This is a genomic window from Brevibacillus fluminis (genome assembly GCF_003710825.1).
In the GTDB taxonomy this organism is placed as follows: Bacteria; Bacillota; Bacilli; order Brevibacillales; family Brevibacillaceae; genus Brevibacillus_D; species Brevibacillus_D fluminis.
Genome location: NZ_RHHQ01000007.1, coordinates 15,836 through 38,952, shown reverse-complemented (window position 1 = coordinate 38,952; position 23,117 = coordinate 15,836). Strand labels below are relative to the sequence as shown.

General features: G+C 52.4%; 18 protein-coding genes. 10 read left to right on the top strand and 8 right to left on the bottom strand.

All coding sequences use genetic code 11. The annotated features are described in order from the left end of the window. Positions 1–5 precede the first annotated feature (5 nt). A complete protein-coding gene (locus EDM56_RS07050) occupies positions 6–857 on the top strand; it encodes an ABC transporter ATP-binding protein (protein ID WP_122917193.1) in 852 nt (283 codons plus the stop codon). A gap of 73 nt (positions 858–930) precedes the next feature. On the opposite strand, the gene EDM56_RS07045 is transcribed toward EDM56_RS07050, so the two are convergent. Then, on the bottom strand, positions 931–2,181 hold the full coding sequence (locus EDM56_RS07045; protein WP_122917640.1) for an MDR family MFS transporter: 1,251 nt from the start codon (positions 2,179–2,181) through the stop codon (positions 931–933). Positions 2,182–2,624: 443 nt separating this feature from the next. On the opposite strand from EDM56_RS07045, the gene EDM56_RS07040 reads away from it, so the two are divergent. After that, positions 2,625–3,077 carry an Lrp/AsnC family transcriptional regulator gene (locus tag EDM56_RS07040; RefSeq protein WP_122917192.1) on the top strand — a complete coding sequence of 151 codons (453 nt, stop codon included), beginning with the start codon at positions 2,625–2,627 and terminating at the stop codon, positions 3,075–3,077. A 58-nt stretch (positions 3,078–3,135) separates the two neighbouring features. Next, positions 3,136–4,146: a drug/metabolite exporter YedA gene (gene yedA, locus EDM56_RS07035; RefSeq protein ID WP_122917191.1), complete on the top strand. Its 1,011-nt coding sequence runs from the start codon at positions 3,136–3,138 to the stop codon at positions 4,144–4,146. A gap of 109 nt (positions 4,147–4,255) precedes the next feature. Here yedA and EDM56_RS07030 read toward each other — a convergent pair whose 3' ends face one another. The 4 genes from EDM56_RS07030 to EDM56_RS07015 all read right to left on the bottom strand — a co-directional run bounded on the left by EDM56_RS07030 (position 4,256) and on the right by EDM56_RS07015 (position 8,964). After that, entirely contained in the window at positions 4,256–4,978 is a 723-nt protein-coding gene (locus EDM56_RS07030) for a YebC/PmpR family DNA-binding transcriptional regulator (protein WP_122917190.1), read from the bottom strand. A 252-nt stretch (positions 4,979–5,230) separates the two neighbouring features. After that, on the bottom strand, positions 5,231–6,517 hold the full coding sequence (locus tag EDM56_RS07025) for a M48 family metalloprotease (protein ID WP_122917189.1): 1,287 nt from the start codon (positions 6,515–6,517) through the stop codon (positions 5,231–5,233). A 44-nt stretch (positions 6,518–6,561) separates the two neighbouring features. After that, positions 6,562–7,620: a phosphodiester glycosidase family protein gene (locus tag EDM56_RS07020; RefSeq protein ID WP_122917188.1), complete on the bottom strand. Its 1,059-nt coding sequence runs from the start codon at positions 7,618–7,620 to the stop codon at positions 6,562–6,564. A gap of 258 nt (positions 7,621–7,878) precedes the next feature. Beyond that, the gene (locus EDM56_RS07015; RefSeq protein ID WP_122917187.1) at positions 7,879–8,964 is read right to left on the bottom strand and encodes a hypothetical protein; all 1,086 of its coding nucleotides are present in this window, start codon (positions 8,962–8,964) and stop codon (positions 7,879–7,881) included. Between the two features lie 333 nt (positions 8,965–9,297). Between EDM56_RS07015 and EDM56_RS07010 the strand changes: the two genes are divergently transcribed. Continuing rightward, entirely contained in the window at positions 9,298–10,980 is a 1,683-nt protein-coding gene (locus EDM56_RS07010) for a peptide ABC transporter substrate-binding protein (RefSeq protein WP_246009298.1), read from the top strand. Between the two features lie 130 nt (positions 10,981–11,110). After that, a complete protein-coding gene (locus tag EDM56_RS07005; protein ID WP_246009297.1) occupies positions 11,111–12,757 on the top strand; it encodes a sulfatase-like hydrolase/transferase in 1,647 nt (548 codons plus the stop codon). Between the two features lie 116 nt (positions 12,758–12,873). Here the strand turns inward: EDM56_RS07005 and EDM56_RS07000 are convergent, their stop codons facing one another. Beyond that, entirely contained in the window at positions 12,874–13,560 is a 687-nt protein-coding gene (locus EDM56_RS07000) for a hypothetical protein (protein ID WP_122917185.1), read from the bottom strand. Positions 13,561–13,684: 124 nt separating this feature from the next. Here EDM56_RS07000 and EDM56_RS06995 point away from each other — a divergent pair, with 124 nt between their 5' ends. Together EDM56_RS06995 and EDM56_RS06990 are read left to right on the top strand one after the other, a co-directional pair. Next, positions 13,685–14,443 carry a gluconate 2-dehydrogenase subunit 3 family protein gene (locus tag EDM56_RS06995; protein ID WP_122917184.1) on the top strand — a complete coding sequence of 253 codons (759 nt, stop codon included), beginning with the start codon at positions 13,685–13,687 and terminating at the stop codon, positions 14,441–14,443. 25 nt (positions 14,444–14,468) lie between these two features. Continuing rightward, on the top strand, positions 14,469–16,196 hold the full coding sequence (locus EDM56_RS06990) for a GMC family oxidoreductase (RefSeq protein WP_122917183.1): 1,728 nt from the start codon (positions 14,469–14,471) through the stop codon (positions 16,194–16,196). A gap of 53 nt (positions 16,197–16,249) precedes the next feature. On the opposite strand, the gene adhP is transcribed toward EDM56_RS06990, so the two are convergent. Further along, positions 16,250–17,263 carry an alcohol dehydrogenase AdhP gene (gene adhP, locus EDM56_RS06985; protein ID WP_122917182.1) on the bottom strand — a complete coding sequence of 338 codons (1,014 nt, stop codon included), beginning with the start codon at positions 17,261–17,263 and terminating at the stop codon, positions 16,250–16,252. A 227-nt stretch (positions 17,264–17,490) separates the two neighbouring features. On the opposite strand from adhP, the gene EDM56_RS06980 reads away from it, so the two are divergent. From EDM56_RS06980 to EDM56_RS06970, 3 genes are read left to right on the top strand one after another with little or no spacing between them, the layout of a single operon-like run. Beyond that, on the top strand, positions 17,491–18,639 hold the full coding sequence (locus EDM56_RS06980) for an iron-containing alcohol dehydrogenase (protein ID WP_122917181.1): 1,149 nt from the start codon (positions 17,491–17,493) through the stop codon (positions 18,637–18,639). 8 nt (positions 18,640–18,647) lie between these two features. Next, positions 18,648–19,928: a sensor histidine kinase gene (locus EDM56_RS06975; protein WP_122917180.1), complete on the top strand. Its 1,281-nt coding sequence runs from the start codon at positions 18,648–18,650 to the stop codon at positions 19,926–19,928. A gap of 13 nt (positions 19,929–19,941) precedes the next feature. After that, on the top strand, positions 19,942–21,420 hold the full coding sequence (locus EDM56_RS06970; RefSeq protein ID WP_122917179.1) for a sigma-54-dependent transcriptional regulator: 1,479 nt from the start codon (positions 19,942–19,944) through the stop codon (positions 21,418–21,420). A gap of 299 nt (positions 21,421–21,719) precedes the next feature. Here EDM56_RS06970 and EDM56_RS06965 read toward each other — a convergent pair whose 3' ends face one another. Then, positions 21,720–22,805: an L-dopachrome tautomerase-related protein gene (locus EDM56_RS06965; RefSeq protein ID WP_183192367.1), complete on the bottom strand. Its 1,086-nt coding sequence runs from the start codon at positions 22,803–22,805 to the stop codon at positions 21,720–21,722. Positions 22,806–23,117: the final 312 nt, after the last annotated feature.

Here is a 23,117-nt window from a genome sequence, read left to right as displayed (position 1 = left end):
GATTGATGAGCGATCAGCAACTTTACACAGAAGGACTGCATATCGCCTATTCCGAGCGCACCATTGTGGAGAACCTCAACCTCTCGATCCCTGCGCATAAAATTACCGCACTCGTCGGTTCCAACGGCTCGGGTAAATCGACGATCTTAAAAACGATGGCCCGCATTATGAAACCAAAAGGAGGCACCGTCTTCCTCGATGGCAAATCAATCCACAGCCAGTCCACCAAGGAGGTCGCCAAGCAACTTGCCATTTTGCCGCAAAATCCGACTGCGCCGGAAGGCTTGAGAGTATCGGAGCTGATTTCCTACGGTCGCTTTCCGCACCAAAAAGGCTTCGGCTCGCTGACCGCCGAGGACAAAAAAATCGTTCAGTGGGCTGTGGAAGTGACCGGCTTGAGCCAATTTTACGATCATCCGGTCGACCAGCTTTCCGGCGGCCAGCGTCAGCGCGCATGGATCGCAATGGCATTGGCGCAGGAGACCGATATGCTGTTCCTCGATGAACCGACCACCTTTCTCGACATGGCTCATCAATTGGAGGTCTTGCAGCTGCTGCAGCAGTTGAACCAAGAGCAGCAACGCACGATCGTCATGGTCGTCCACGATCTGAACCACGCCACCCGCTATGCCCAGCACATGGTGGCGATCAAAAAAGGAACGGTGGTCGCGGAAGGTTCGCCCGCGGTGGTGATGACCCAGCATGTATTGCGCGAGGTCTTCAACATCGAAGCGGACATTATCCCGGACCCACGTACTGGTGTGCCGCTGTGCCTACCCTTTGAGCTGGCGCACAAAGTCTCAGTCAGTGCACAGGCTGCCGAGCCAGTCCGTGAGCCTGTGCTCGTCGGGAAATAAACGAAGAAACCGCCTGGAACATCCGCTGCTTTCGGCAGTTGTTCCAGGCGGTCATCTTTTCCCCGTGACAGAGTCATCCTACGTCTGCATAGCGGGCCGGTATGATGCGAAAGAGCTTCACATAAAGCCCAGCGCTAACGATCGTGCAAAGAAAAATGAAGCCGAACACCCCGATAGACGGTAGCCACTCTGACAAGATGACCGTCAGCGGCGCGAGAAAGCGCCCGATCGAAAACTGCAGGCTCGACGCCCCCATATATCGCCCCCGCGCCTCCTCGGGTGCATATTTACTGACGAAGCCCTGTGCTACTGGGGAACGCAACACTTCGCCAACTGTCAGGACGATCATGAAGCAAAGCAGCAGCCAGACATTCGTGGTGAGCCCAACGAGAAACATCCCCATTCCGAACAGGAGCGCAGAAAGGATGAACATATCCCGGTCGCTCCACTGCTCAAACCATTTGGTAACAGGTACGGAGCCCAAGACAAACATGAGTCCATTCAAGCCGAGAATCAAACCGAACACTTCGGCGCTGGTGAGGTAAACCGACCATCCCGAAAACGCGATCAGCGCCTGTGTGGGCACGAATTCCTTCACGTAGACGGCCAAATACAAGTCCAGCTGCATGAACGCGATGGTGACCAAAATGCCTGCCACAATATAAGTGGCAAACGCTTTGTCACGGAAAATCACGCCATAATTGCGCCACTGCTCCTTCAGGGCGGAAGCAAAACCCGTTGGCTCCCCTTCCCGAATCGCTCGCGCGGGCAGCGTTTCTTTGACGATGAATAAAATTGCGACCGCATAAAGCAGTGTGACAAGGGTGCATGTCCACAACAGCTCACTGCGATAGTGAAAGAAAAAGATCGAGCCAAGGGCAGGACCGAAAACGGCACCAATATTCGTCGCCGTGACAAAAGTAGCGAACACAAGCCGCCTGTCTTTGTCTGTTGTCAGGTCTGCCACCATAGCAGAGCTGGCGGGGCTGTAAAGCGAACCACCCACACCGATCCCAATAAACGCCAAATAATCCGTCCACGGGGAAAGCGAGCAGGCGAACAAAGCGAACATCCCGCTCTGTAAGAATGCCCCCATCAGCATGACAGGGCGTCGGCCGATCCGGTCAGCCAGGAACCCTCCTGTCAGGTTGCCGAGAATACCCAAAAGCGGCGGGACTGACATGAGCATCCCGGCCACATGCTTGCCGAAAGCGGCGCTGAAGTAAAGCGTAATAAACGGAAAGTACATCCAGAACAACGTATGAAAGAGCGTTTCCCCAATCAACCTGGTTTTCAGGTTTAGATCCCATGAACGCCAGTGCACAGCCATTCACCTCCCAATCTCATTTTCCCGGCCTGGCTTTCTCACTTTATACAATTTCCCAAAAAAGGTATAGACTTATAATTTTCTTTCGGTTACACTACTATTATAAGGGTTAAGGAACGTAACCCCTGCTTAAATTGTGCCATTTAACGATAACTGCACGTTTTTGTGCGGTTTTTTTGTATTTTACTCCCCAATTCGTTACTCTCTTCGCTGCATTATTCGGCATGCATTCGGTTTTGTACTGGACGCATCCCTTTTTCGTTTTGCCTTGTTTCGCTCGGTTACGAATCGTTTGACCAGCACGGTTATTCCCGCTCACTAATGACGTTTCTCATTTATAACGCGCGTCTTTTTTTCGCTTCGTTTGAATTTCGTCCATTAAGATAACGAATCGTTTACGCGATCCGCTTTTATGCTATGATTTTTTCAGGAGGGTTGCTATGGACGAAATCGATCGCAACATCATCAAGCTGCTTGAAGAAAACGGCAGGCTGTCACATGAGGAGATCAGCAAGCTTTTGCATATTTCTCGCCCTGCCGTCCACCAAAGGGTCGGAAAGCTGGAAAAAAGCGGAGTCATCAAAGGGTATCGAGGCATCATCGATTGGAGCAAGCTGGACGAAAAAATCAAGGCCTTGATCTTTGTCAAAGCCAAATGCCAAAACTTCCGTGAAATCGTGGAAAATATCGTCTCGCTGCACATATCGGGTGTAACCATCATGGAATGCCAGCGCCTGTCGGGCGAATGGTGCATGATGCTGAAGGTGCGCGTTGGGGCTCCGGAAAACATCACTGCGCTTATCGATGAAATCGTGAAAATGCCGGAGGTCCGCGAAACATCCACTACGTTTATACTCGCGACGAATTTTGAGAATGGCATTCTTTGTACATGAGCTGGCCGGTCGCACACCGGCCCTAGCGACGTACAATATCCATGAAAGGAGTATAGGCATGACGAAATGGAATAAGGCAGAGGTACACGCTCTTGTGAAAAGTTCGAAATATTCCGTTATTATTATCGCTTTATTGTCCGTGTACCTATTTTGGGGAGGCACGTATTTGGGAATAAAGGTCGCTGTCGAAACCATGCCTCCTTTCATCATGGCGGGGTTTCGTTTCTTTGTCGCAGGTTGCGTCCTTTATGCGATTGCACACGCACAGGGTCACAGTCGTCCCAGCTTGACGGAGTGGAAAAATGCGGGCATTGTCGGTGCACTGCTGCTGCTTGGCGGCAACGGTGCCGTGGCCTGGGCGGAACAAAAGGTCCCCTCCGCCATCGCCTCTCTTCTGGTTGCGACCGTCCCGTTGTGGATTCTCTTGTTTCAATCGGTAGGAACAAACCGGCTAAAGCCGTCAAAGGGCATCATCGCGGGCATGGGATTAGGTTTTCTAGGCATCGCCGTGCTGGTGCTGCAGCCGGGCGGTACTGGCACCCGCGCTATGGATACACTCGGCATTTTGGCACTTTTGCTCGGCTCGATCTCGTGGTCAGCTGGCTCCTTGTTTTCTCGCCGCGCCCAACTTCCCTCATCACCGCTCATGTCAACCGCGCTACAAATGATCGGCGGCGGCATCTTGCTGGCCATCGCATCGTTTTTTCTCGACGACTGGTCATCCTTCCACATCTCGGCAATCTCGCTCCGCTCTTATCTGGCCTTAGCTTATTTGATCGTATTTGGTTCCATCATCGCATATACGGCATACATCTGGCTTTTAAAGAACGCAGAGCCGACATGGGTGTCCACCTATGCTTTCGTTAATCCCGTGGTCGCCGTGTTTCTCGGCTGGTTTGCGGCCAATGAACAGCTGACGCCCCGCGCCTGGGTCGCGGCCGCGATTATTATTGCCGCTGTCGTCATCATCACGCTTTTTCGCAGCAGCAAGGCAAGCGCCGGTAAAAAACAGCCGCATTCTAATGCTGATAACATCGGAAAAAGCACCTCGCTCCCCGGCCGCGAGTAAGAGAGCGCGACACTGGGCATTCTCGCATAGGACAGGGAAGCGGCACCATCACCATCGTAAAATAAGCAAGGGAGCAAGCTCTTAGATGCTTGCTCCCTTATATTTAAACTTATTCGCCCAAATCGACGTTATGGTACACCTGTTGCACATCGTCCAAATCTTCCAGCGCATCGATCAGCTTTTCGAATTGCGCTTGTGCATCTTCTGGAATCGAGATTTCATTTTGCGCGAGCATGGTCAGCTCGGCAACGGTGAAATCGGTGATGCCTGCTTTTTTGAACGCTTCTTGGACAGCATGGAATTGATCAGGTTCCGCATAGACGATCACCTGATTGTCCCCTTCTTCAATGATGTCGCGCACGTCAACATCCGCTTCCATCATCATTTCGAGCACTTCGTCCGCGCTATTTCCTTCTACCCCGATGACCGCAGTCGCGTCAAACATATAGGCAACCGATCCGCTAACGCCCATGTTTCCGCCGTTTTTGTTGAAAGCGGCGCGCACTTCAGGCGCGGTGCGGTTCACGTTGTTGGTCAGCGCGTCTACGATGATCATCGAGCCATTCGGACCAAAGCCTTCATAGCGGAGCTCGTCGTAGATCTCTTCCGATCCGCCCTTCGCTTTTTCGATCGCACGGTCGATAATAGCTTTTGGCACGCTGTACGTTTTCGCGCGCTCCAATACAACCTTCAGGGCACGGTTCGATTCAGGGTCTGGCTCGCCTTGTTTGGCTGCCACATAAATCTCTTTCCCGAATTTCGCATAGATGCGGCTGGTATTTGCATCCTTGGATGCTTTCTTTTCCTTAATGTTGTTCCACTTACGACCCATAATTTCCACTCTCTTTCACTTGCGCAAAATGTAGGTAGAAGAAGCTGACCGCTTCTTTCACACGATGTTCGTGGGCTTGGCCATTGAGCCACATGCCCAGTCCTCGCTTCAAACGTCACGTCCATCCACAAGTATCTATTATACCTCAATGTCACGGTTCATGTGCAAGAATCAAATCGGGAGAAATGGCTCCCAATTCCCTATTCTATCATTTTCGGGCACAATTCACAAAATGGTGTGCATGTTATGGGATTAATACATCAAGGCAGGATGATTTTGATAATAGCTAACGAATTTGGCGGTCAATCGTTCTTCCAGCTTTCTCAACTCACCTTCCAGTCGCATCTGGTCTTCTTGCGAGATTTGATAAACGGGCTGATGCTGTCCTTTTGCCTCCAGGAACTCGATGCGTGATGAAGTTGGAGGATGAGTCGCATCGAGCCGCGCATCCGTCAAGCGCTCGATTCTTTTGACCCGTTCAAGCTCAGACAAGGGAATTTGTTTGAATTGCGCCCTGATTTCGTCGAAAGCGTTCCCTTGCTGCTTGGTGATTGCAACCTTTTGGACGGCAAAACGAAACATATGGTCCAAATGAAGCTTTTCCAAGAGCCCAAGCTTGGCATCGAGTCCACTCACCGATGCTGCCAAATAGTCAGCAAAGAATTCAGCCCGTTGCTTGTCGCGCCACAACAGATGAGACAGCAAATAAATGCATCCCAAAACCACATTTGACAGACCGAGCAGCAGCACGTTTACCGGTATCATCAGGATATCCATAAAGCTACCCTCCTGCTCGATGATGCGATCGGGCCGAATTAAATAATGCCACTCACATAACGTGTCGATCGCAGTGCCTACGAAAAATCCCCTCGACGTATCCCGATTCACCCCATGCCCCAACTCATGTGCAATCAACGCAATCTGCTCCTGGGTCTGCAAGATGCTGAATAATGGGAGACCCAAATGGACGTAGGATTTCCTGGTCAGCCCATAGGTTCCGTAAGCGGCGTTATAATCGAAATTGACTGCAATGCCTCTGATCCGCTTCGCCCCCATGAGCACGGCCATTTCATCGACGATTTTGTAGAGAGTCGGGCATTCGCTCCTTTCTAGCACTTCTTCACGCTGTCTGCCAAAACGCGGTCGGGTGACCCATGCAATCAAAAGACACACCCCTGCTCCCAACAAAAAGAAAAATTTGCCCCAGCCAACAATCGCCAACCATACCCCACACAGCAAAACCAATACGCCGATGATGTGAACCATGCTCGCGATCATGTAGGCGAATACGGTCGAGAGCGCATGCGTTTTCCGAGTTGGGTCCTGTATCACTGACTGAAGCAGCCCATCCCCAAAATATTTCCCTGCTTTTCGGTAATACCTTTGAATTAGCGTATCGTTTTCTTCTTTCCGCAGCGGATTCAAGTTCCAGTTACAGGCTGGGCACCACGGATTGTATCCTTTTACAATGCTGACCGGTCCATCACAGCTCGGACATGGCTGCGTTTCAGCCGTTACTTCTCGTTCATTCACAAGCACGTTTCTTTCCCCTCCAAAAACATCAAAAATGCGCCTTTCCCCACTCACTTCTTAGGCGCCAGAACCGTCGCTTGCTGCTTTTTCACCACAACCAGCGCATTGCTCAAATTGCGCCCCGCCTTGGTGACGTATGATCCATCGTAGTACAAGCCGGAAGATGCCCCGCCATCCAAGGCCATCGCGTCGGCCAAGCCCAGCTTCACGGCAATTTCAGCCAGCTCAAGTATGGTGACGTTGCTCACCGTGCCCATCACGATCGTCTTGTCCGCCTTCATCCCGATAAAGCTGCGCTGGCCTTTTTGCGTCGTGATTTTGGCTTCGGTGAACGATGACAGATCCACAGCCGATTTACCCGCTGCGACCAACCGCGGCCCGACGCTGATCATATGCACCGCTTTTTCGAAACCAGGTGACGGCTGCAATCGGTATACCGCCGTATCGCCGATGTGGAAGTTGTCGCTGTCTCTTCGCTGCGAGCCGTACGCGACGACAAAGCCATTCGCCGGAATCACGGCGTTGTCCTTGGTGATTGCGCTCACTTTGCCTTCGCTAACCGCGACAAAGCGGAAGCCGGCGATGGACAGCGTTGCCGTCCGGAATGCAGGCGTGAACAGCACAGCCTCAGCCTGCGAGGTCGGCAAATGGTTGACGTTGAATGCTGACCAGCTTTTTTCCTGCGGCGTGCCGGCATTCAGCGTGCCGACCAGCGAATACGGGTTACCTTCGGAGAAGATCAGCTCGTTTTGCGCAGTAATCCCCATCGCGACTGCCCCGCCACGGAAATGCTGGACAGCGCCATTGATGACGATCCCGCCCATCGGCTGCAAATCTTTTTCATCGTACGGATTGAAATAAGTCCCATTGATCGCCGCGAGCGCTTTGTGAGTTTTGGCCATTTGCGCCAGCTCCTGCGTCTTCCCCACTTTGTTTTGCGCCAAAACCGGGCGCAGTTCAACTGGTTCGGAGGCGGAGAACGATACGTAGCTGACATATTTTTTGCCTGTCGCCAGTTGGACGCTGGCGGTTTTTGAGCCGATAGCAAGGCTTATTTCTGCCGGTAACGCAAGCAGCAGCACCAGCAATGCAATCATCCATTTTTTCATTAAAAAGCGTCTTCCTTTCTTATTCTACTGCCGTGTGCGCGAGTCTTCAGCCAGCAGTCTTCTCCCGATATCGCCAACCGCTGCCGCACGATATTCCTTTTTTCGACAATGTTCCTGTTACGTATTCCGGCTGGTGGTACCAATTTCCTTTCCAGTACTGACAAAATATTGCTTCCTATATCAAAAGCGTATCCTTTTTGGATTGTTCGCGCAGCAAAAAAGCCCTCTCCGCCAGCTTTGGCGAAAAAGGCTCTCTGTTCACGGCCTCACTTTCACATGATTGGCAATTGCCCACGCTCCAGCCGGCTGCACTGCATAGGTCCTCCCGTTCTCAAGTGTGGCACCCGCTTGCACATCAAAAATCCCGCTCGCACCCTTCCGACTGTTCTCCCGGTAGATCGCCTTCATCCGGTGGCCATTCGGTGCTGCCAGCACGATGCTGCGCGAGGCAAACACCTCGTCTTTCGGGTCGATAGCCAGCACGACTTCCACGGCAGATGGCGTAAACCTCTTCACCGCCTTGATTTGCAGCGGGGCGATTTTGCCTGCGAGGAGGTTGTTACGATCGATCGTGGCCCAATCGGAGGTGATGGTGTACGTGATACCCGGTTTGAACACGACGCCTTCCGGCAGACGGAATTTGGGGGCTTGCCGGCCGTCTGTCGACTGTGTATGGGGGACGTACGAAGCGGTGATAATCGCGTTGCCGCCCTTCGGGATCACGAAAATCTGCGCGTCTCGCAAAGAGGGAATGATCTGGTAGCTTTTTCCTTGAAAGCGGTTGTGGTCATCCAGCTCAAAGCTGAGGCCCATACGCTTGCCCGCCGTATCCGCGATCACATTTTGATAATCGGTGACACGCTGCGAGAGGAAGCTTTCGACCTCGAACGTATCGTGCGACACTTGCTTTACGCCTGCAAAGGGGAGCTTGAGTGGATTCGCATCAAAGCTGGCTGTCGTGTTGCCTTTATAGGTCAGGATGTAGCGATTGCCCGTTTTTTGTACGGTGGTCGGGATAAGGTACGTTGATTTGGTTCCGGACTTGAGTCGTGGCACATTGCGAATCGATAGTCCGGCGGTGAACGCGAAATTGTTGCGGGCATGCCTGAGCACCAAATCCTCCGGCGGCAGCGGCTTTTCAAAGGTTAGCTGCAGCGTGATCGGATTGAGCGCTTTGGCGTGGACGATTATTTGCGGGGATGCGAGCTGCTTTGGTGCTGTTTTCGCTGCCGTGTGCGGCTTCTCCCCTGCCGCCTGCTGAGGTTTGGTGGGCGTGGATGAACGGCTGCAGGCGATGAGCGTCAGGACAAGAAGGGAGCTGAGCCATAGCCGATGCTTGTTCATGGTGCTCATCCTTTCTGGAAAAAATGACGACATGTTTGCCGTTAGCTTTTCCCAGAGAGGGATCAATCATGAGCCGTTTGGAAATCCAGCAGGGTTCCCTGAAAGGCTTGCCGAAGCACCAGCTGTTCGATCCGTTCCACGTCTCTAGTATCTTAATTTCTTATCCGTAGTCTACCACTGCCACATATTTTTCGTAATGGAGGGAATTTTCTTTCTTCTCGGCACAAAGGCACTGGTTAAAGTCAGGAAAATTCAGTATAATTCGTACATTATTCCCTGTCATTTTTTCCCGAATCATCCATTCGTTCGACAGGAAAAAAGGAGTGATCACACTTGTTCGAAACCAAAAAGACGAACGGCTGGTTCAGTGCCCTGGCGCTCTCCGTCGGATTCGCGACCGTTTTATCCGCCTGCAGCCAGTCTGCCACCAGCAACCAACAGACACAGCCAGCTCCGCAACCGAGTGCCGAGACCTCTCCCGCACCAGAACAAGCCGCCAAACCTGCACAAGTCTTGCGTGCCAACAACTTCTCCGAACCGACGAATTTGAATCCAAACGCCGCTACCGACATTTATTCCAACAACGTGCTGCTACAGGTTTTCGAGGGGCTGACCCGCATCAACAAGGAGGACAAGCCGGAAAACGCGATCGCGCAGGACATTAAGGTGTCCGATGACTTGACCACCTACACGTTCACGCTGCGTGATGCCAAATGGTCCAACGGCGATCCGGTAACTGCCAACGACTTCGATTACGCATGGCGCTGGGTGCTGAATTCGAAAAACGGATCGGAATACGCCTATATGCTCTATTACATCAAAAACGCCGAGAAGGTGTTCAAAGGCGAGCTGCCTGCCGACCAGCTCGGGGTAAAGGTCATCGACGACAAGACGTTGGAAGTGAAGCTGGAAAATCCAACGCCATTCTTCCTGGAGCTGACCGCTTTCTCCACCTATTATCCGGTCCACAGCAAAACAGCGAAGGCAAATCCCGACTGGTACAAAAACGCCGGTGCCGACTTCATCAGCGACGGTCCGTTCAAGCTGGCTGACTGGAAGCACAAAGACAAGATCGTGCTAGAGAAGAACGAAAACTATTGGGATGCGCAGAGCGTCAAGCTGGACAAAATCGAGCTAAACATGATCAACGACACCAATACCGAGCTGTCCATGTTCGAGGGTGGCGAGCTGGATATGGCAGGCGCGCCTGTGAGCAGCATCCCGTTTGACGCAATGACGGCGCTAAAGGACAAAGGCGTGCTGCACATCAAGCCGAAAGCGGCTACTTACTGGTACGAATTCAATGTCGACAAAAAGCCGTTCAACAACAAAAAAATTCGCCAAGCCTTCGCCTATGCCATCGATCGTAAGTCCATCGTGCAAAACATTACACAAGGCGGCGAGCTCCCGGCCACCGCGATCGTCCCACCAACCATGTTCCCTGAAAATGAACAGGGACTGTTTAAAGACAATGACGTGGAGACTGCCAAAAAACTGCTTGCTGAAGGTATGAAGGAGGAGGGCTACGCGAGCATTGACAAGATGCCGGCGATCACGCTCTCCTACAATACCGATGACGCGCAGGCGAAAATCGCCCAAGCGGTGCAGGATATGTGGAGCAAAAACCTGGGCGTCTCCGTCAAGCTGGAAAATCAGGAATGGAACGTTTACTATGACGCGATCAGGCAGGGCAACTACCAAGTGGCGCGGATGGGCTGGACTGGGGACTTCAACGACCCGATCAACTTCCTAGAAATTTTCAAAACAAAGGGCGGTAACAATCACACTAACTGGGAAAACAAGCAATACATGGACCTGTTGAACAAATCCGCAACCGTACAGGACCCTGCCCAGCGCAAAGCGGTTCTGCAAGACGCAGAAAAAATCTTCATCGACGACATGCCGGTGCTTCCGTTCTATTTCCGCGGCTCCATCTATACGCAAAGCGAGAAGCTGAAAGATGTCGTGATCTCTGGCATGGGGAATGCCCAGTACAAATGGGCTTACTTTGAATAAATTCTCGCCCTACAGCTGAATGCTAGCCGCGCACGCTCGACGCAGTGCGCGGCTTTTTCCATTTGCCTCCGCATACACTTAGGATGGCAGGTCACATTGAGAATGTTGCTTACGAAAGGAGCGATTGGCTGTGAAGCGCCCCAATATCCTCATCATCCTGACCGATGAAGAACGCTTTCCGCCCGTCTATGAATCGGCAGCGCTCGCGGAATGGAGCCGCACGCAGCTGCCCGCCCACGCTTTTTTGCGTCAGCATGGCCTTGAATTTTGCCGTCATTACATCGCCGCCTCCGCTTGCTGCCCCTCGCGCGCAAGCCTTTTCACCGGACAATATCCGTCCTTGCATGGTGTCAGCCAAACGCCTGGCGCTGCAAAAACAGCGTTTGATCCCGACCAATTTTGGCTCGATCCCAATACGGTTCCGACCTTAGGCGATTACATGCGGCTAAACGGCTACCGGACATACTATTTGGGCAAATGGCACTTTTCCAACGCTGATATCATTCGCCCGGGCAGCCACCTTTCTTTTCCCAGCTATAATCCCGCTACCGGCATACCTGATCCCGCGTCGGAACAGCTCTACCTACATGCCAATCGGCTGGATGAATACGGCTTTTCCCATTGGGTCGGCCCGGAGCCACACGGAAAAAATCCGCACAACTCCGGCTCGTCTTCCGCTATCGGCCCGAGGGGACGCGACCAAACGTATGCATCCCTGTTTACCTCGCTCATCGATCAGCTTGAACAGGAGCGCATGAGCGGTGATGCTGCCCGTACCGATGCGCCGTGGCTGATTGTCACCTCATTCGTAAATCCCCACGACATCGTCCTATACGGCGACTACAGCACGATGTCTCCGCTGTTTTCCTTTCCTGTCGCGCCTTCGATCCCTGACGTTCCGTATCCGCCTACCTATGAGGAAACATTGGCTGACCGCCCCAGCTGCCAACGAAGCTACCGCCGCCTTTACCACCGCGCCTTTCAGCCAATTTCCGATGAACGCTATTACTTCCGCCTCTATTACCAGCTGATTAAAAATGCCGATGACCAGATGATGCGTGTCCTTGATCGCTTCCGGCGCTCCTCGTTTTATGACGAGACGCTGATTGTGTTTACTGCCGACCATGGCGATTTGCTTGGGGCCCACGGGCGGTTGCATCAAAAATTTTACTGTGCTTATGAAGAAGCGCTGCACGTTCCTTTGATCATCCACCAGCCGAAGCTGTTTCCGGTTCCGCGGCAAAGCGAGCTGCTGACCAGCCACATCGACCTTGTTCCGACGATCCTTGGGCTTACAGGTGCAGATGTTACCAAGCTGCAAGCGACACTGCGCTTTACGCACACCGAAACGCGGCTGTTTGTGGGCAGAAATTTGGCTGATGCTTTCCTTGGCAAGCAAACCGTCGATCGCTCTTGGGAGCCGATCTATTTCATGACATCGGATGACCCGACCAGCGGGCTCCACCAAGTGAGCTTGCTTGGCGTGCCATATCCGTCGGTGAAAGGGCCAAAGCAGATCGAGACCGTCATCGCGCAGCTGCGAACATCCGTAGGTGAGGAGCTATGGAAATACTCTCGGTATTTCGAACCCGACGTGCCCGATTGCGAGGAATTCGAGTTATATAATCTATCGGCTGACCCAGAGGAACGGATCAACCTGGCCCATCCCGACTGGATGGATAGTTCATCATGGCAAATCCAGCAGATCATGAAGACGCTCTTGCAGGAACAAGCGCGAGAAAAGCGCCTTACTCCATTAACCGCTGGGGTGCAGTAAAACTTGGCTCTCCATTTGGGATATAATCCCTACCCTGCCATTGTTCCCCGTGAAACCATTCAACCGTTTTCCAAATGAAAAACCGGTTCCTCCATTGCGGGAAACCGGTTTTTTCGTTATTTTGCGTATTTCAGCACGGTTCTCACATCATCCGCCACTTTTTGAATCGGAACGCCCTTTTTCTGCATATTCGCACGCAGACGGTCGATGGCTTTCAGCCCTTCCGCATGCGTGACGACGAGCACTCGTACATTGCCGCCTGTAAAATGCTCAATTTCGCGCTTAGCCTTTTGTACATCGTTCATCGGATTATGTGGCGTTCCCATCGTGCCCGACATGGTATTGGCATGTTTGCGTCCTGTTCCAGAAGTTCCGGACGTACTGCTGAGCACTTTGCTCTGTAAATCATCGTAATGGGTCGCCCGAATACCCGCTCTGCCCGTTTCCCCCAAAATCACGGTGTCATCGATGACGAACACTTTCATCCCGTGGATTCCGGCACTGCCGAGGACCGACTCGAGTTTGGCGGAAATGCCGCCTGCATGGAGTCCAGAGCTGCCAATTCGGCTTAGCACCGAGCTGCCCATGCCGCTATAGGTACTGCCATGCTGATTCGTTGTGACTGTTTTTTGCCCATCGTAGCTTGGAATCACGGTTGCATCATGAAGCGGCTTGGTCGTCTGCGCCTGCATCGACTGCGTCTGCGTCCGCGTTCCGTTATTTGCCTGCGGTCCACATGCCGTCACTATCATTACGCTCGCCAATGAAACAACCGCCCAGCCTTGCCATTTCCTCATGATCATTCGCCTGCCTTCCTTTTTTCTTAGCATCACCCTCGCGTTTTGTTTTCTTTCAGGATGTTTTTGGATTCCAGTATGTTTAAGATTTGGCTGATTTGAGCAAACCACTTCTAGGAGGTGGATTCAGTTGGCGAACAAGAATGATCAAATTGATGAATCTACATTATCCAGACGCAAGTTTTTGCAAAACGCTGGTTATACCGTTGGCGGACTGATCGTCGGGGGTGTGGTGGGCAGTCTGATCCCGCGAAAACAAACCAACAATGCGGCCCCGCCCGCTACCCAACCGGCGGCCCAGCCTGCCAACTATACGCAGGCAACCATGTTTTTCACACAGGAGCAGTTCAAGATCGCCGAAGCGGTAAGCGAGCGGATATTTCCCCAGGATGATCTTGGACCTGGTGCCAAAGCGCTTGGCGTCGCCTTTTTCATGGACCACCAGCTGGCCGGCGAATGGGGCTTCAACTCCCGTGACTACATGGAAGCGCCATTCTTCAATGGCGAAAAAGTCCAAGGGTACCAAGGCCGGCTAAAACGGCGCGAAATTTTTACGATCGGACTGCAAGAAATCCAGAACTACAGCAATTCGAAGTACAAAAAGAACTTTGCCGACCTGAGCCCCGAGGAGCAGGACGCCGTCCTGACGGCATTCGAAAAAGATGAAGTGAAGCTGACGACGATTTCTGCCAGCGGTTTCTTCCAACTGCTTCGCTCAAGCACGCTTGAAGGCGTTTACGCAGACCCGCTGTATGGCGGCAACAGCAACATGGACGGCTGGAAGCTGAAAAATTATCCGGGTAATCAAATGTCCTATGCCCAAGTGATCGAGCAGGACGCATTCACCAAAATGGAACCGAAAAGTTTGAAAGACCATCTTTCTCACTAACAAGAAGGACTGCGAGGTGAAACTTATGGCAAAAAAATTACCGAAAGTAGATGTGGTTTTGGTAGGCGTTGGCTGGGGCGGCGGCATCATCGCGCAGGAGCTGACCAAAGCAGGCTTGAATGTGCTCGGGCTCGAGCGCGGAAAGGAACGAAAAACCGAGGATTATTTCATGGTACATGATGAGCTGCGCTATGCCCTACGCTACGAGCTGATGCAGGACTTGTCCAAGGAAACCGTCACGTTCCGCAGCAATGAAAAAGTGCGTGCGCTCCCGATGCGTTCCTACGGTTCCTTTTTGCTAGGCGACGGACTCGGTGGCGCCGGTGTGCACTGGAATGGCCAGACGTACCGCTACCTCCCTTATGATTTCCAGATTCGCAGTAAAACGACCGAACGATATGGCGCAGCCAAAATCCCCAAAGAGATGACCATTCAAGACTGGGGTATTACCTATGATGAGCTAGAGCCGTACTATGATAAATTCGAGAAACTGTGCGGGATTTCCGGTGAGCCGAATCCACTGGAGCAACAGCTCGGAACAAAGCGCTCCGCACCGTATCCGACCAAACCGATGAAAATGGCGCCTGGCATGAAAATGTTCGCCGATGCAACCAAAAAGATGGGACTGCATCCGTACATGATGCCATCGGCCAACTTGTCGGAGCCTTACACCAACCCGGATGGCGTCTCCCGCGCCGCTTGTCAATACTGCGGCTACTGCGAGCGCTTCGGCTGCGAGTACGGAGCAAAAGCCGATCCAGTCGTCACCGTTATTCCCGTAGCCAAGAAAACCGGCAAATTCGAAATCCGCACCCATTCCCAGGTACGTCGCATTTTACATACAGGCGGAAAAGCAACCGGGGTACTGTACACCGATGTTGCCACAGGCGAGGACATCGAGCAGCCCGCCGATATCGTCGTCCTTTGCAGCTATGTGTTCAACAACTCCCGCCTGCTTTTGCTATCCAAGCTGGGCACACCGTACGATCCGGCGTCCGGCAAAGGCGTTATCGGCAAAAACTATGCGTACCAGGTGCTCAAAGGCGGCGCAACCGGCTATTTTGACAAAGACTTCAATCTGTTCGCAGGTGCTGGTGCACTCGGCATTTGTCTTGACGATTACAACGGCGATGCATTCGACCATAAAGATCTTAAATTTTTGCACGGCGGGAATATCTCCTATTCGCAAACCGGACGCCGCCCGATCCAAAACAATCCGGTGCCAAAAGGAACGCCGAGCTGGGGCAAGGACTTCAAAGCAGCCTCGATCAACAACTACAACCGTTCGCTTTCCGTAGGCGGACAAGGAGCTTCCCTCTCCTTCCGTCATCATTACCTCGATCTGGACCCGACGTACAAGGATACGTTCGGCGATCCGCTGATCCGCATCACCTTCGACTTTGAAGAACAGGACCGCGAGCTTGCCCGTTTCCTCGGCACCAAGTGCGAGGAAATCTTGAAAGAGATGGGCGCCAAAACGATCGATGCAACCAAGGAGCTTGGGCCTTACGACATTACCCCTTACCAATCTACCCACAACACCGGAGGGGTAATCATGGGAACAAGTCCCGACACGTCTGCGGTCAACCATTGGCTGCAAATGTGGGATGCGGATAACGTGTTTGTCATCGGTGCTTCCGCGTTCCCGCAAAACAGTGGGTACAACCCGACCGGAACCGTGGGCGCTTTGGCGTTCCGAACAGCGGAAGGCATTCTCAAATATCACAAAGGCAGCGGTGGATTGTTAACATAAGCGCGCATGCCAGCAACATGGGAAAAGCCCCGCTATCACACGGGGCTTTTTCTCTATTCCAATGTGAGGACGACGCGTCCGTTGATTTGGCCGTTCACCATGCGGTCGAAAATTTCATTGATTTTGTCCAGCGGCTGCGTTTCGATAATCGCTTTCACTTTCCCGCGTGCGGCGAAATCAAGCGCCTCTTGCAAATCTTTGCGCGTGCCGACGATCGAGCCTTTCACGGTAACGCCATTCAGTACGGTATCGAAGATCGGGATCGGCAGCTCATCGTTCGGCAATCCGACGACGACCAGTGAACCGCCGCGGCGAACAGAACGGTACGCTTGTTCAAACGCCTTTTTCGTAACTGCAACGCTGACTGCTCCATGCACACCGCCAACCGCTTGCTCGATCGCTTCTACCGGATCGACGTTGCGGCCGTTGATCGTGATATCCGCGCCCAGTTCTTTCGCCAATTCCAGCTTGTCATCCTGAATATCGACAGCAACGACATTCATGCCCATTGCTTTGGCATATTGCAGTGCGATATGGCCCAATCCACCGATACCGTAGATCGCTACCCATTCACCCGGTGCGACATTCGCCACTTTCAGCGCCTTGTATGTAGTCACACCTGCGCAAAAGATCGGTGCTACTTCTTCAAAACTCAAATTGTCCGGCACTTTCGCGACGTATGCGGCAGGCGCCTTGCAATATTCAGCATAACCGCCATCAACGGAATAGCCGGCATTTTGCTGGCTTTGGCAAAGTGTTTCGCGCCCGCTCAAGCAATACTCGCACTCCCCGCATGCAGAGTACAACCATGGAATCCCGACGCGGTCACCCACTTTGAGCGAGGTTACGCCTGGACCGACGCTCTCGATCACGCCTACGCCTTCATGGCCAGGAATCAACGGCAGCTTCGGCTTAACCGGCCAGTCACCATGCGCCGCATGCAAATCGGTGTGGCAGACGCCGCACGCTTTGATTTTGACCAAAACTTCACCATGCTCCAACTCCGGAATCGGCACTTCTTTGATCTCAAGCTTTTCATGGAACTGATTGACAACCGCTGCTTTCATACTCGCGTTCCCCCTACACACTTTGATTTGTTTTTGTCATGCTAACGCTTACATTCGCAATTACCGTGCCAGCCCGGAATCGGTATGTTTGTCGTCGCTTCCCTTCGTAGCGAGCCGATTTTTCGGCCCTATGAGACATTTTTGCGGCGATGCGGCCGCTTTTTTGTCCTTTTGCCTCAAAACGCTTTCCTTTACAATAGGGGTACATGGATAAGGGAGGGGCTCGGATGCAGATTTCCAAGTTTATGACGCCCGAAATCATTTTCGGAGAGCAGTCGATCAGCCAGGTCGGAGAAAGCATGAGCAGGCTGGGAGCCAGCCGCGTTTTTCTCGTGAGTGACCCCGGTGTCGTCGGATACGGTTGGGTAGAGCGCGTGATCGCACATTTGCGGGAAAGCGGCCTTGCATATCAGCTGTGGACAAACGTGACACCCAATCCGAAAGATTTCGAGGTGCATGAAGGCGTTGCGCTTTATCGGGAATCCGAATGCGATGCAATCGTAGGAATCGGCGGCGGCAGCGCGATCGACGCGGCCAAAGCGATCGCGCTCTTGGGCAGCAACGGTGGCAGCATCCTCGATTATGAAGGAGTCGACCGTATCACCCGTCCACTTCCCCCGATGGTAATGGTTCCAACCACAGCTGGATCAGGCTCCGAAGTGTCTCAATTTTCGATCATCGTCGATACAGCCCGAAAGGTCAAAATGGCCATCATCTCCAAATCGCTCATTCCCGACATCGCGATTATCGATCCGCAGACGCTGATGACCAAGGACAGCCGCCTGACCGCGAATACCGGCGTCGATGCACTTACTCACGCAATTGAATCGTACATCTCGCTTGCGGCCAACCCGCTCACAGAGATTTATTCCTTGCAGGCGATGCGATTGATCGCAGCGAACCTGCGACCATCCGTCGCAAGCCGCTATAACCCGGAGGCAAAAAAAGCGATGGCGATGGCCAGCTTGCAGGCCGGCATCGCCTTCTCGAATGCGATTTTGGGCGCAGTGCACGCCATGTCCCATCAGCTCGGCGGATTATTGGACACACCACATGGCGAGGTCAACGCCGTACTGCTTCCCTATGTGCTGGACTACAACTATATTGCCGCGCCGGAAAAATACCGGCAGATCGCCGAAGCGATGGGTGAAAACACGGCGGGACTCAGCCTGGCGGAATCGTCACGGCTCGCCCAGCGCGCCGTCACACGGCTGTTGCGCGACCTCGATGTACCCCTCACGCTTTCCGCGCTTGGTTCTTTTGAAGAGCATCTCGATATGCTGAGCGAAAACGCCGTGCTCGACGTCTGCATGGCGACCAATCCGCGGGATATGACGGCAGAGGATGTCAAAATGATTTTCCAAAATGCGTTGTAGGGGGCACCATGAACACCAAACAGGAATTACTCGAAAAGCTCACCGGCATTCAATCGTCACGACGCAGCTACTACAAGGAGCTGACGGTGGTTGTCGACGAGATGAAGCAGAAAAACAAGCAGCTGGAAGTCATCAACCATTTGACCAAAATCCAGATCAACGCCACATGGCCGGACGTCAGCGAATCGATCGCCCGCCAGCTGACGCAGCTGTTCTCCTTTGCGACTTTCATCCTCACCTTGCACGAGGGCGGAGTGCTGCGCTGCTATACCGCGAGCGAGCCCCCGACTCAGCCCGATGGAAGCTGGGAATGCGGAAGCTTTATTTTGCCTTTGGAGAAGCATCTTGCACTACAGGAAAATGATCTGGACAAGCGCTTCGCCGAACGTTTTCCCCATCGCACAACCAGTTCCGTCCTTTTGATCAGCCAGCGCAATCAAGCGCTTGGCTTCCTGACGCTTTTGCATGACAAAAAGCAAGGACTGTCGCCGGAAAAGCTCCAGCTGTTCAGGCAAATCGCTGAGCATGCCGCTGTTTCCGTCGAAAATATGCTGCTGTACAATGATTTGCGCAAAAAAGTCAATCTGGAAGCACAGCTCGTCCAATCGGCCAAAATGGCGGCTTTAGGCGAAATGGCCGCAGGCGTCGCCCACGAGTTGAACAGCCCGCTCACCGCCATCCTCGGCAATATCCAGCTGTTGCAGCGGGAACAGGAGCTTACGGATTATCAGCAGATGATGCAGGACATCTACCAGTGCGGCGTCCGATGCAAAAAAATCATTCAAAACCTGCTGATTTTTTCCCGCCAGGAAGAGTTTCATTTTGAGGACGTCCATATTAATGAGCTGGTCGAAGATGCGCTCGGCTTGATCGGCTACCAGCTCGCCGTCTCCGGGGTGTCCGTGCGCAAGGAGCTGTCGGACAAGCCGCTCTTTGTCAGGGCGAGCCGCCACCAGATCGAGCAAATCATCATCAACCTGTTGCTGAACGGGCGTGATGCACTTCAGGATACGCCGCAGCCGGAGCTGACGGTCGAGACGTCACTCGTGCAGGAGGACGACCAGGACTGGGTCGGCCTGTCGGTTACGGACAACGGGACCGGGATCGATGCCGAGCTGCTCGATCAGATCTTCCAGCCGTTTTTTACGACAAAAGCGACCAGCAAAGGAACCGGACTTGGCTTGTCTGTCAGCCTGGGTATTGCCGAGTCGCACGGCGGCAGCCTCCGCGTAGAAAGCATGGCGGGCTCGTTCAGTCGATTCACACTGCTTTTGCCCATCCTAAGCTGAAAGGAGGACAAGAATGAACAGCAAACAGGTTCTCATTGTGGATGATGAGGTAGAAGTAACATCTTTTTTTTCCTATTTCCTGAAGCACAAGCGCTGTCAGGTGACCACTGCCCATTCCGGAGCGGACGTCAAGCGACTGATCGCAGAAGGCAGCTTTGCCTTTGATCTGGCTTTCGTCGATCTGAAGCTGCCGGACGCCAACGGATTGGATCTGTTGCAGGCGATCAAGCACGTTCGTCCCGATTGCGACGTGATCATCATGACCGGATACAGCACGATCAAAACAGCCGTCACCGCGATGCAGCGCGGGGCTCGCGACTATTTGGAGAAGCCGTTCGACAATCTGGAAGCATTAGAGCGGATCGTGCTGCCGATCCTCGACGAGCCGACCGAGCCAGCCGATGATCTATCCCAAATCGCGGCGCATTACGGCATTATTTACGCACCGAACAGCCCGATGGCGCGGTTCATGCCGCTGGCTGCCAAGCTTGCCAAAAAGGCGATCAACGTGCTGATCGAAGGGGAAACAGGCACCGGCAAGGAGCTTTTGGCCCGGTTCATCCACGGGGAGAGTGTGCGCAGCCAGCATCCGTTCGTCGGTCTCAACTGCGGGGCCCTGCCCCAAACATTGTTGGAGAGCGAGCTCTTTGGCCATGAAAAAGGATCGTTTACCGGAGCGCTGAAGGAACGGCGCGGCTTTTTCGAGCTAGCGCATAACGGCACACTGTTTCTTGATGAAATCGGCGAGGCTCCGCTGATGATTCAGGTCAAACTGCTGCGCGTCATGGAAACGGGTGAATTCAACCGCATCGGCGGCGAGGAAACGCGCAAGAGCAACATTCGCTTTATCTCCGCGACCAACCGGAATCTGGAGGCGGAGGTGGAGCGCAAGCGGTTCCGTTCCGACCTTTTGTATCGGCTCGAAGGGGTAAAACTGACGCTTCCTCCATTGCGTGAGCGTCCGGCGGATATTGCGGTGATTGTTGCGGATTACTTGGAGAAAAAGTTCGCGGGTACCTCTCGGCTCGGAAGCGACGCACTCGCCTTGCTGCAGCGCTACGAATGGCCCGGCAACGTGCGCCAGCTGCTGAATGTGATCAACCAGTCGGTCGCCATTCATGAATGTCCGGTGCTTAGCGCGGAGCATCTGCCCTCCTTCCTCCATAGCCATACGGTCGCTGCACTCGATTCGAGGCTCCTGCAGACAGCGTTTCCCCCCTCTTCCACCCCTTCACCCGTGTCAGTACGCCCGCTCACCGACATCGTGGACCAGGAGGCTGAGCAATTCGTGCGCTCGATCATCGGCCATGTGGATAGCGTGGAAAATCTGCCGTTTGACGAGCTGATGGAACGGGTTAAGCAGCTGGAGCGCGAGGTGGGGCGCGGCATCATCGAAAAAGGCCTGGCCGAAACGAGAGGCAATCGGGAGCTTTTGAGCCGCAAATTAAACATCACCAAACGGACCATCCGCTACATATTGAACGAAAAATAAGCTACTATGGATAGTGTTAGACCGACATAGTTGAATTCAAAAAGCCCGTCTAAACACGATAATAAAGTTTTTCTGTAGTTCTTTATTACAAAACGTGAGAACTACATGTAAATCGCATATGTACTTAAATATCAAAATTAGAAGCAGTCAGAAGGTCCTGACTGCCTCTTTTTACTTAGGATATCGATCCCGTTAGCTGAACAGGCTGCCGAGCGGCAGCCTCCAAGTTCTTAATAACCATAAAGTCATAAAATACATTTTCTATGCAAATAGAGTCACTTTGTAAAGTGAAATTTTTATTAAAAGGTAGGAGCAGGTGGTTCGTCTATTTTCATACGGAGTAAACTATAAGGCTTCTGCCGCAGGTCATTTCCATAATGAAATCTTGCCTGCCGATGTAATTGGTTCACGATGAAATATAAGTATTGATCTGGACCAATAGAAAAAGTATCCGGCCATAAAATTCTAGGATCATGTGCGATGGTTTCCATTATTCCATTCGGCAATATCTTTCGAATACTATTGTTTTCATAGTCTCCAGCGTAAACGTTTCCTTTTGCATCGGTGATCATTCCATCTGAAGCACCTTTTTCTCCCCAATACTTTACGTGATACTTTAAATTCATATCCGGTATCGTTCGGTCTCTTAGGGCTTCCGTTGAAATCGAGTACAGATGACGACTGGAGAGAGGACAGAAATACAACATCTTGCCGTCCGGGGAAATCGCTATACCATCGGATGCCAATCTAAAGGGTGAAGTAGATCCGTCTTTGTTTCGATTCATCAGGATTTTACCTTCAACTTTCGGTAAGAGAAAGAGATCGGGCGAAGTTGAATTTGCCCCGTTTAACCGTCTCCAAGCATAACCTGTTTCTAAATCAACGACAATAATGGCTCCTGGTCCTCGGGAAGACGAATCCGTTATATAAGCATAACCTGCTTTACCAACACGAAAATCCAATCGGACATCATTCAGATAAGTGGTTGGCAGGACAACATCTTCCGAAAATGTATACACACTTCTTATTTTATTTGAATTTAAATCTACAGCGACTAACTTCGCCCCCCCTTTGATAGGCTCTGAGAAATTAGGAGCTCCTGTATCCAGTACCCAAAGCGTTCCATTTCCATCAGCAACGACACTTTGAACACTAATGAAGGACGTTGTGATATTCGATGGGCTTACCACATTAGCCTCTAAACTAGGATAAGGCTGTAATGTATCGTGAACGATTTCAGCCACAGTAAATTTAACGTCGTCTCCCCATTTCGGAAAGCAAATGAAATTACGTCCGGTTTCAGAAACAGTAACGCCTGTAGGCATGGCTCCGTAAAATAAAAAAACCACCTCAAACTTACCGAAATACTTTTCACTTGGTAACATCACTTGTATAAAATCCTCCTCAACAAGTTCGAACTGCTATCACCTATATATGACTGAATGTGGTTCAAGTGCCTGGTTAATAAAATATTTTTAGGGGAACCCCGCAAGTCCGTGTCTATGACGGAGTATGAATAAAAAGAAGTACACTACGCATAGGATCCTCCTTCCTTGTACACGAGTGGAAGCGGCAAAACAAAAGAACGCAGCCAGTACGACACGTTCCTAAATGTGGGGCTCCCCGAATACGTCGCCCAGCTTGCGCTGCCGTGCAGTAGTGCTGAAGAACGTCATCATTTTAACGACCACCCCGGA